The sequence below is a fragment of the Nitrosomonas sp. genome, from assembly GCF_019752415.1.
In the GTDB taxonomy this organism is placed as follows: domain Bacteria; phylum Pseudomonadota; class Gammaproteobacteria; order Burkholderiales; family Nitrosomonadaceae; genus Nitrosomonas.
Genome location: NZ_JAIEME010000076.1, coordinates 1 through 8427, shown reverse-complemented (window position 1 = coordinate 8427; position 8427 = coordinate 1). Strand labels below are relative to the sequence as shown.

General features: G+C 54.0%; 6 protein-coding genes and 1 pseudogene. 3 read left to right on the top strand and 4 right to left on the bottom strand.

Annotation, left to right across the window (positions count from 1 at the left end; all coding sequences use genetic code 11):
- The 3 genes and pseudogenes from K2P83_RS11855 to K2P83_RS11845 all read left to right on the top strand — a co-directional run.
- Positions 1-427, top strand: a pseudogene (locus K2P83_RS11855) (RNA polymerase-associated protein RapA); the annotation flags it as partial.
- Positions 428-531: 104 nt separating this feature from the next.
- Complete coding sequence (locus K2P83_RS11850; RefSeq protein WP_090315283.1) at positions 532-831, top strand: GIY-YIG nuclease family protein; 300 nt, start codon at positions 532-534, stop codon at positions 829-831.
- Between the two features lie 52 nt (positions 832-883).
- A complete protein-coding gene (locus K2P83_RS11845) occupies positions 884-1114 on the top strand; it encodes a hypothetical protein (RefSeq protein ID WP_292929446.1) in 231 nt (76 codons plus the stop codon).
- A 21-nt stretch (positions 1115-1135) separates the two neighbouring features.
- Here K2P83_RS11845 and K2P83_RS11840 read toward each other — a convergent pair whose 3' ends face one another.
- From K2P83_RS11840 to ychF, 4 genes are all read right to left on the bottom strand, one after another.
- On the bottom strand, positions 1136-3280 hold the full coding sequence (locus K2P83_RS11840; RefSeq protein ID WP_292929444.1) for a type ISP restriction/modification enzyme: 2145 nt from the start codon (positions 3278-3280) through the stop codon (positions 1136-1138).
- On the bottom strand, positions 3219-6326 hold the full coding sequence (locus K2P83_RS11835; protein ID WP_292929442.1) for a DEAD/DEAH box helicase family protein: 3108 nt from the start codon (positions 6324-6326) through the stop codon (positions 3219-3221). Before K2P83_RS11835 ends, K2P83_RS11840 begins: the two co-directional genes overlap by 62 nt.
- Positions 6327-6336: 10 nt before the next feature.
- Positions 6337-7446, bottom strand: a complete 1110-nt coding sequence (gene fic / locus K2P83_RS11830) for a protein adenylyltransferase Fic (RefSeq protein WP_292929440.1) — start codon at positions 7444-7446, stop codon at positions 6337-6339.
- A 112-nt stretch (positions 7447-7558) separates the two neighbouring features.
- A partial coding sequence (ychF, locus tag K2P83_RS11825) for a redox-regulated ATPase YchF (protein ID WP_292929438.1) occupies positions 7559-8427 on the bottom strand: 869 nt, incomplete at its 5' end.

Genomic DNA, 8427 nt, shown 5'->3' with positions numbered 1-8427 from the left:
CGGACACAACGTGCAACAAAGCAACCGCTACCTGCCGCCCGCCGTAATCCGCATTGTGCTCGACGAACACGGCAGCGGCGACTACCCGTTCCTGGATCACGACTCGGTCAATCAACACCTGCAGCCGGTCGCCACCGGCATCGCCAAGCAAGTGATCCAACTGAAAGAAGACGCCATCCGCGAGCTATTAACCGCCAGCGAACAACAAGCCAGCGCGCGAGCCCCGCAACTCATCGCCGCCGCTGAAACGCGCATCCGGCAAATCTTTGTCCCCGAAATCGAACGCCTCAAAGCGCTGCAACAAGTCAACCCGAACGTGCGCGACGAGGAAATCCAGTTCTTTGAACAACAATTGCAACAACTGACCGGCGCGCTGAAATCCAGCAATTTGCGGCTCGATGCTGTAAGGGTGATTGTGGCGACGTAAATTCATCGGGAATCGACGATGCAAAAAAAGCAACATCAAAAACGGGATTCCCGCTTCCGCGGGAATGACGAGAGGGCAGGGAATGCCGGAGAAAAAGCGGCATGATGGCTCCGGCGGTGTATTTGCTGGCCAGTCAAAGAAACGGGACGCTCTACATTGGCGTGACATCCAACCTGATACAGCGCATTTGGCAGCATCGCGAAGGCTTGGCGGAAGGTTTTACCAAAAAATATCGGGTTAAAACCCTGGTCTGGTATGAACAGCACGCTACGATGGAAAGCGCCATTGCCCGGGAAAAGGCATTGAAAAAATGGAACCGCGCCTGGAAATTGAAACTGATTGAAGAAACCAATCCACAGTGGCGGGACCTCTGGCCGGAAATAAATGGAGAGACGGAACCTTAAGGAAACTTTGAATAACTCATGTTTGTCATTCCGAATAAAGTGAGGAATCTTTGTGAATCAACGCTATAGATTTCTCGCTACGCTCGACATGACAGTTATTCAGAATTTCCTTAACCCCCCCGTCCTTCTACTGCAACATTTCATCATCCTCACACCTCTACAATCCGTCATCTCCCCACACATACCTCGTCATCCCCGCTCATTTACCCGTCATCCCCGCGCAGGCGGGGATCCAGAACAACCACCGCGCTCCCCAACTGGATTCCCGCCTGCGCGGGAATGACGGAGAGAAAAGGTCGCTGTCTCAATCACTAGCGATTTCCAGCGCAGGTAAATTGTTTACGATCTTCATCGTTTCCAGGCTCACCGTCACCACACGCAGAAATAATTCCAGCGGATAGCGCGGGTTGCCCATCGTTTCGATGGCCCAGTCGTTGGCGTCGTTGACGATGCCGCTGTCCTTGTCGGTTTTCACGCACTGGCGTTCGATCACCCAGTCCAGCGCTGCTTTGCCGTTGACCACGTAGTCGTAGGCTTCTGGCGGAATGCCGCTGACGCTGATGTGTGCGTTGTAGATCAGCCGGGTCAGGTCTTTCTGGCCATCGGTTTTGGGTACTTTCATCTTCTCCACGCGCCAAAAACTCTCCTGCTCGCTACTCCGGCACATAGACTCGTCATTCCCGCGCAGACGGGAATCCAGCAACCTGGAATCGCCAAGATTGATCGCCTTGCCGTCGGCACTCAACACCGTGGCGCTCGGGTACATCGGCACGGTTTCATAATTCAGATGCAACTCAGCCAGCGCCCGTCCGGCTTTGGAAAACGCCCAAAAATCAGCGGCGGTTTTCACACACGGCATGCGCGGCAATTCCTTACTCAAATTATCGGCATAGCGGCTGCGGTAATCCTTTGAGTGCAGCAAACCATAGACGTAATAGAAAATATCCTCCTTGCCGATCGTTTCATGTGGATACGCCTGCTGAAAATGCGCCAGCCCGGCGTCAGTAATGGCATCGCGGCGCACGTACCCACCATTCTTCCGTTCATTGCCGTCATTCCTCAACTCCTTGTCGCCGTTCCCGTGCCCCGCGCCGTCATTCCTAAATCCATCACCGTCATTCTCGTGCCTTTTATCATTCCCGAGCCTTTCATCGTCATTCCCACACCTCTCATCGTCATTCCCACGCCTTTCATCGTCATTCCCGCGCAGGCGGGAATCCAGCGGTTTTTCTTCGATAAAATCCAGCGTGGTCTGGGTTCCCGCCTGCGCGGGAACGACGGGATCGTAGAGGTAGAGCGGGAAACATTGTGATCCGGCGATAAAATGGAAGTTTGGAATTTGCGCGGACATTAGCACGCTGAATCCCGCAGACTCCCCAAGTCCGGTTAGACAGATCACCCGATTCTCCGTCGCTACATTCGGGAAGATGCGTGGCATCTGCAACACTCTTTCATTGAATACACGATTGAAATAAAACCATTGTTTGGTAAAGGGCCGGTACAGACTGGGCGTTAAGCTCTCGGATTCAAACTGGAAACTACGGCCTCTAACCAGTTCTTGCTTGAGATTGACTGTCCAACTGATTTGTGTCGGGTCGGTATTGATAAAACCCAACACTTGAGTTTCGCGTGCTTTCCTGTCCAGCTCGGGGTGGGCGTTATTAAATCGCGCTACCTCGCTGTTGTAGAATCCGATCATGCGCGTCATATTGTTGATGACGGCATTTTTATTGGCGTTGTAGCACCATGCATCGCGGGCGGTAACTACTCCATTTGAGTAATTACCGAATAGCATTGGGCCACAGCCTTTCTTGTCACCAAGCACGATTAGTTTACTAAAGTTGTTGTCACGCTGGCGCAGCCAGTCGCCATGTGCATCGGGGGCGATGGCTTGCCACGCATTGTCGGTGCTGATGCCCGCAATGGAGCCGAACGCGGCGATTTTTTCCAGCTTGTCGTCGCGGCTGAGGTAGTCGCCGATATCGTGGAAATGAATCCGGCCATGCGGGTGCCCGTTGGGATTTTTGACCAATAGCGAGATGGCAATCGGCGCGCGGCTACCGCTGCCAAAAATTTTGCCGCCTTCCTTACGCGATTGTTCACCGCTGGTGCGTTGATTGCCGCGCAGGTGAAATACATGAATGCTGGAAAACTCCTCGGCCAGGCATTGGCGCAAGCCATCGGCGGTGTTGGCGTCGAGCCAGCCAGCGTTGGTAACAAAACCGATCACGCCGGCATTGCCGATGCGATCCGATGCCCAACGGATGGCGCGGATGTAGCTGTCGTATAGGCCACGGGATAATGTGGCTATTGAGCGTGCTGCATATGTTTCTGCGATGCGTTTATCCAAATGGGGATATTCGACGTTTTGGTTGTTGTCGTTCTGGCTACCTTGCCCAATGGAATACGGCGGATTGCCGAAAATGACGCGAATGTCCAGTTTCGTCATACCCGCGCAGGCGGGTATCCAGTGGTGCGCTTTGCGCGCCATCGTTTGCATGACTGGATTCCGGATCAAGCCCGGAATGACGGGGTGGAAGATGCTGCGGAGTGTTCATGATGCCGTGGTATACCGCTTCGATGTTGATGGCGGCGATGTAGTAGGCCAGCAGCACGATTTCATTGGCGTGGATTTCGTGCCGGTATTTGTGCGGCAGTTCGTCACGGGTGATCAACCCGCTTTGCAGCAGGCGGGTGATAAACGTTCCGGTGCCGGTAAACGGGTCGAGAATGTGTACCCCCTTGCTGCCCAATGTTTGGCCGAATTCGGTTTGCAGGATGTGCTGCACGCTGTGGATGATGAAATCGACCACTTCCACTGGTGTGTAGACGATGCCGAGGCGCTCGGTCATGCGCGGAAAGGCGTTGCGGAAAAACTTGTCGTATAGCTCGACCACGAGTTTCTGCTTGGCCTGAGTCTTGGCTTCCGGTGTGGTCTCCGCGCTGTCGATACCTTCAGCTCGTAATTTCACGCTGTCGTACATGGCTTGGAGCGTGTCGGCTTCCTTGTCGATGTGGTGTTTGTGCAGCACGTCCAGCACGGCTTGCATGGCGATGCTCATCGGGTTATGGCGGGCAAAGCTGTAGTCCTTGAACAGCGCGTCGAATACCGGTTTGGTGATAAGGTGCTGCGCCAGCATTTCGATGATTTCACCATCGCGGATGCTGTTGTTCAGATCGTCGCGCAATTCCTCGGCAAAGGCGGCGAAAGCTTCGCGTTCGCGAGTGTTGGCCGGGTTTTCCAGGATGCCGGTGATGCGGTCGATATGCGTGCGGGCGATCTTGGCGATGTCGTTGGCCCACTCTTCCCAGTGGTGGCGGTTACCGACCTTTTGCACCAACTTGGCGTAGAGCGCGCGCTCGATTTCACCGATTTCGAATTCCAATTTGGTTTGCTCCGGTTTGCGGTAAGCCGCTTCAGGCTGACCCAGCGTGTAGCGCCCTTGGCCGGTCTGGTCCTTGGTTTTTCCCGGAGTTTTAGGCTGTTTTTTCTGGATCTTGTCGGTGATGGCGATGACTTCCATTTTGCTGGTGTCGCGCCCGATTAAGTCGAGTTTGTTGATCATCGCATCGAAGCGGTCATCGTGCGAACGCAGCGCTTGCAGCACTTGCCATACGACTTTGTAGGTCTGGTTGTCGTTCAGCGCTTCGTGCGGCTCGACACCCGCCGGGATCACCACCGGCAGGATAACATAGCCGCGCTTCTTGCCCGGCGCGTTACGCATTACGCGACCGACCGATTGCACCACGTCGACTTGGGAATTGCGCGGCGTCAGGAACAGCACGGCATCCAAAGCGGGCACATCCACGCCTTCGGACAGACAACGCACATTGGAAAGGATGCGGCAGGTGTTATCCGGAATTTCAGCTTTGAGCCAATCCAGTTTGGTTTCTTTTTCGCTGGCATTCATGCTGCCGTCCACATGTTCGGCTTCGCAATTAAGACGCGCAATCTGCTCGAATTCCTCGGTTTCCTGATAGGCTTTCACTACCGCTTGAAACATGCCCGCAATTTGCTTGGAGCTGACCTTGTGCGTCTTGCCGCCTTTGGCCAATTCGATTACCTGACAGAAAGCCACGGCGCGTTGCATGGCTTGCCCATCTCCAATCAGATCATCGGCCAAACCCTGTTTGGATAGCGCTTTCCAGCAGCCGATGATCTTGGCGGCATCATCCACCTTGAGCTGGTTATCCGGGTCTTTCAGCAGATTCTGGATGCGGCGGTTGATGTGCGATTCTTCCACCGCCAGCACAATCACTTTATAGTCCACCAGCAGATTGCGCTTGACGGCTTCCGAGAAGGTAATGACATAAAGCTCTTTGCCGTAAAGCGTTTCATCATCCATCGAGCACAGTGCAACCTTGTCTTTTTCCGCGCTGGCTTTTGCCACCTCGCCATAAATGCGTGGCGTGGCGGTCATGTAAAGCCGCTTGGCGGAGCGGATATAGGCATTATCGTGCACGCGCACAAAGGCGCTTTCATCCTCGCTATCGAAAGTAGCGCCAGTGGTACGGTGCGCTTCGTCGCAGATGATCAGGTCAAAATCATCCAGATCAAAGTCATGCTGGGCGCGGCTGATCACGTCAATGGAATGATAGGTGCTGAACACCACGCTCATGTGCCGCGCATCGTGGCGCTTGCTCATTTCAGTCGCCAGCCTGGCCGGTTCGGTGGTAGCGGGGTAGCGCAATTCGTGCGTGAAAGTTTGCACCGTGTCGTCATCCTTTTTGCGTTTCTTGCCGACATCACTGTCGGAACACACGGCGAAACTGTGCAGCGGGGTATCGCTTTCCTGCGTCCACTCGGTCAGGGTTTGCGACAGCAGATTCAGACTGGGCACCAAGAAAAGCACGCGCCCGTTTTTACCGGCCAATTCCTCGGCAATTTTCAGCGCTGTGAAAGTCTTGCCAGTACCGCAGGCCATGATGAGTTTGCCGCGGTCTGTGTCTGTCAAGCCACGCGCAACAGCATCCAACGCATATTTTTGATGGTCGTGTAACTGCTTTCTGGTTTTTAACACCGGAGCCGCTTTGGGCTGGTATCGACTCCAATCAATCTGGCTGTTTTCCAGATCGTGCAGGTCTATTTTGCTGACCGGCGGTTGCTGGTCACGCAAGGCGTCTTCAGCGTGTTCGCTCCAGCGGTTGGTCGTGCTGACAATGATGCGGTGCGTGAAGGTTTTTTTGCCCGAGGCGGTGAAAAAACTGTCGATGTCGCTTTTTTGTAAGCGGTAATCTTCGGCATAGAGCTTGCACTGGATGGCGTGATATTCGCCGGTGTGGGTTTTGGCTACCAGGTCGATGCCGGTATCGTGTCCATCCAGTCCCTGTAATTTTGCCCAGTCGCGATACGCCCAAATATCGCTGTACAAATCGCGGTAAGCCGCTTCGTGGCGCAGGTAACACAGAATCAATTCCTCGAAGTAAGTACCCTTTTCCCGCGGGGTTGCGGCGATGAGACGGTAGCTGTCGAGTAGTTTTTTCAGTGCTGACATGGAATGTTCTTCACGATGAATAAGGGAGGATGATATTGCTATCTCGTGTTAGTAATTGCATTAGTTTTGGGTGAATAAACAGCTTTTCTCGTCCCACGGCTCTTTCCTCCAGTACACCGATGTCCACCAGTTGCTTTAGATAGCGCGAGGCGGCTTGGCGTCCGGCGATGTTTTTTTCAACCAAGTTCTGAATCCGGCAGTAAGGCAGATCGAAGATCAGATCGACCAGTTCGCGGCTGTAGATTTTCGGTGCCGCTTGTTTTACATGGTCAATCGTTAATCCTGACAGACTGCGGATTGCGGCAATCTTGGCGGTGGTCCAGCGCGCCGTGTCTTCGATGCCTTGCAGCAAATAGACAATCCAGGATTCCCATGCCTGATTGCGCGTGACATCCAGGAGCAGGCGGTAATACTCGGTTTTGTTCTTGATGATGTAGCGGCTGAGGTAAAGAATCGGCAGCGTCAGCAAGTCTTCCTGAATCAGAAACAGGCTATTCAGCACTCGCCCGGTGCGGCCATTGCCATCGGTGAACGGATGAATCGCCTCGAATTGATAATGCCCGGCTGCCATGCGAATCAGCGGATCGACATCGCGTGCTTCGTGCAAGTGACGCTCCCAGTTGGCTAATTGGGTGCGCAGGAGATCTTCCCCAACGGGCGGCGTATAGATCACTTCGCCGGTCGCTTGATTGGCCAGCGCGGTTCCCGGCACGCACCGCACTTGCATGTCCGTGCCCTTGATGCGCGTACATACTTGTTCTGCGGTGCGAGTGTTCAGCGGGTGCTGTTGCAATGTTTGGAACCCTTCGAGCAAAGCGTTGCTGTAACGTAGAGCTTCACGCGTAGCTGGATCGGCATACTCGTTCGCGCTTTGAAACTGAAACAGCCGGTCTGTGGTAGTTACGATATTCTCGATTTCCGAGCTGGCTTGCGCTTCAAGCAGCGGCAGGGTATTGATCAGAACGCCCTGATTGGGAATGAGTTCGGCCGCTTGCTTGAGTTCCGCTAGTGCTGTTCGAGCGGCGATACACTGCTTGAGTACGGTACGTGTCTCCAGTTCAATTGCCGGAGGTAAAAGAGGGAGATCGTTATAAGGCTGATCCGGGCGCCAAGAGGTCATGGTTTAATTTTTGCATTTTTGCGACACGTTGTCAGTTTATGTCGTTTGCAGCGACAGGTCAATTAAACATGTCGCAAAAACCTGAAATTTGCGACATGTTCAATCAGGAAACTTAGACATTAAACCGGAAGTGCATCACATCACCATCCTTGACGACATATTCCTTGCCTTCAAGACGCATTTTTCCGGCTTCTTTGGCGCCTTGTTCGCCGTTGTAGGCGATGAAGTCGTCGTAGCTGATGACTTCGGCGCGGATGAAGCCTTTCTCGAAGTCAGTGTGGATGACACCGGCGGCTTGCGGAGCGGTGTCGCCTTTGTGGATAGTCCAGGCGCGAACTTCTTTGACACCGGCGGTGAAGTACGTTTGCAGTCCGAGCAATTCGTAACCCGCGCGCACCAGGCGGTTGAGGCCGGGTTCTTCGAGATTCAGGTCGGCTAGGAAGATTTTCTTGTCTTCGTCGGACAATTCCGCGATTTCAGCTTCGAGTGCCGCGCAGATGGCGACGACCGGCGCGCCTTCCTGGGCGGCATATTCTTGCACGCGGGTCAGCAGCGGGTTGTTTTCAAAACCGTGGTCGTCGACATTGGCAACGTAAATGGCCGGTTTGGCGGTCAATAAGCAGAGCGGCTGCAATAAGAGTTTTTGCTCTTTATCCAAGTCCATTGTTCTGGCGGGTTTACCTTGGTCAAGATGCGCTTGCACTTGTTCCAGCAAGGCACACAATTTGATCGCATCCTTGTTGCCGGATTTGGCCACCTTGGATTCGCGCAGCAATGTTTTCTCGACTGTGGCGAGATCGGCCAGGGACAATTCGGTTTGAATGACTTCGATATCGGAGATCGGATCGACTTTACCGGCGACGTGCACAACGTTGTCATCGTTGAAGCAGCGCACCATGTTGACGATGCCGTCGGTCTCGCGGATGTTGGCGAGGAATTTGTTGCCCAATCCTTCGCCTTTGGATGCGCCCGCGACCAGTC

Coding starts and splice junctions, on each gene's coding strand:
- K2P83_RS11850 (WP_090315283.1), top strand. CDS start 532: ATGGCTCCGGCGGTGTATTTGCTGGCCAGTCAAAGAAACGGGACGCTC.
- K2P83_RS11840 (WP_292929444.1), bottom strand. CDS start 3,280: ATGACGAAACTGGACATTCGCGTCATTTTCGGCAATCCGCCGTATTCC.
- K2P83_RS11835 (WP_292929442.1), bottom strand. CDS start 6,326: ATGTCAGCACTGAAAAAACTACTCGACAGCTACCGTCTCATCGCCGCA.
- fic (WP_292929440.1), bottom strand. CDS start 7,446: ATGACCTCTTGGCGCCCGGATCAGCCTTATAACGATCTCCCTCTTTTA.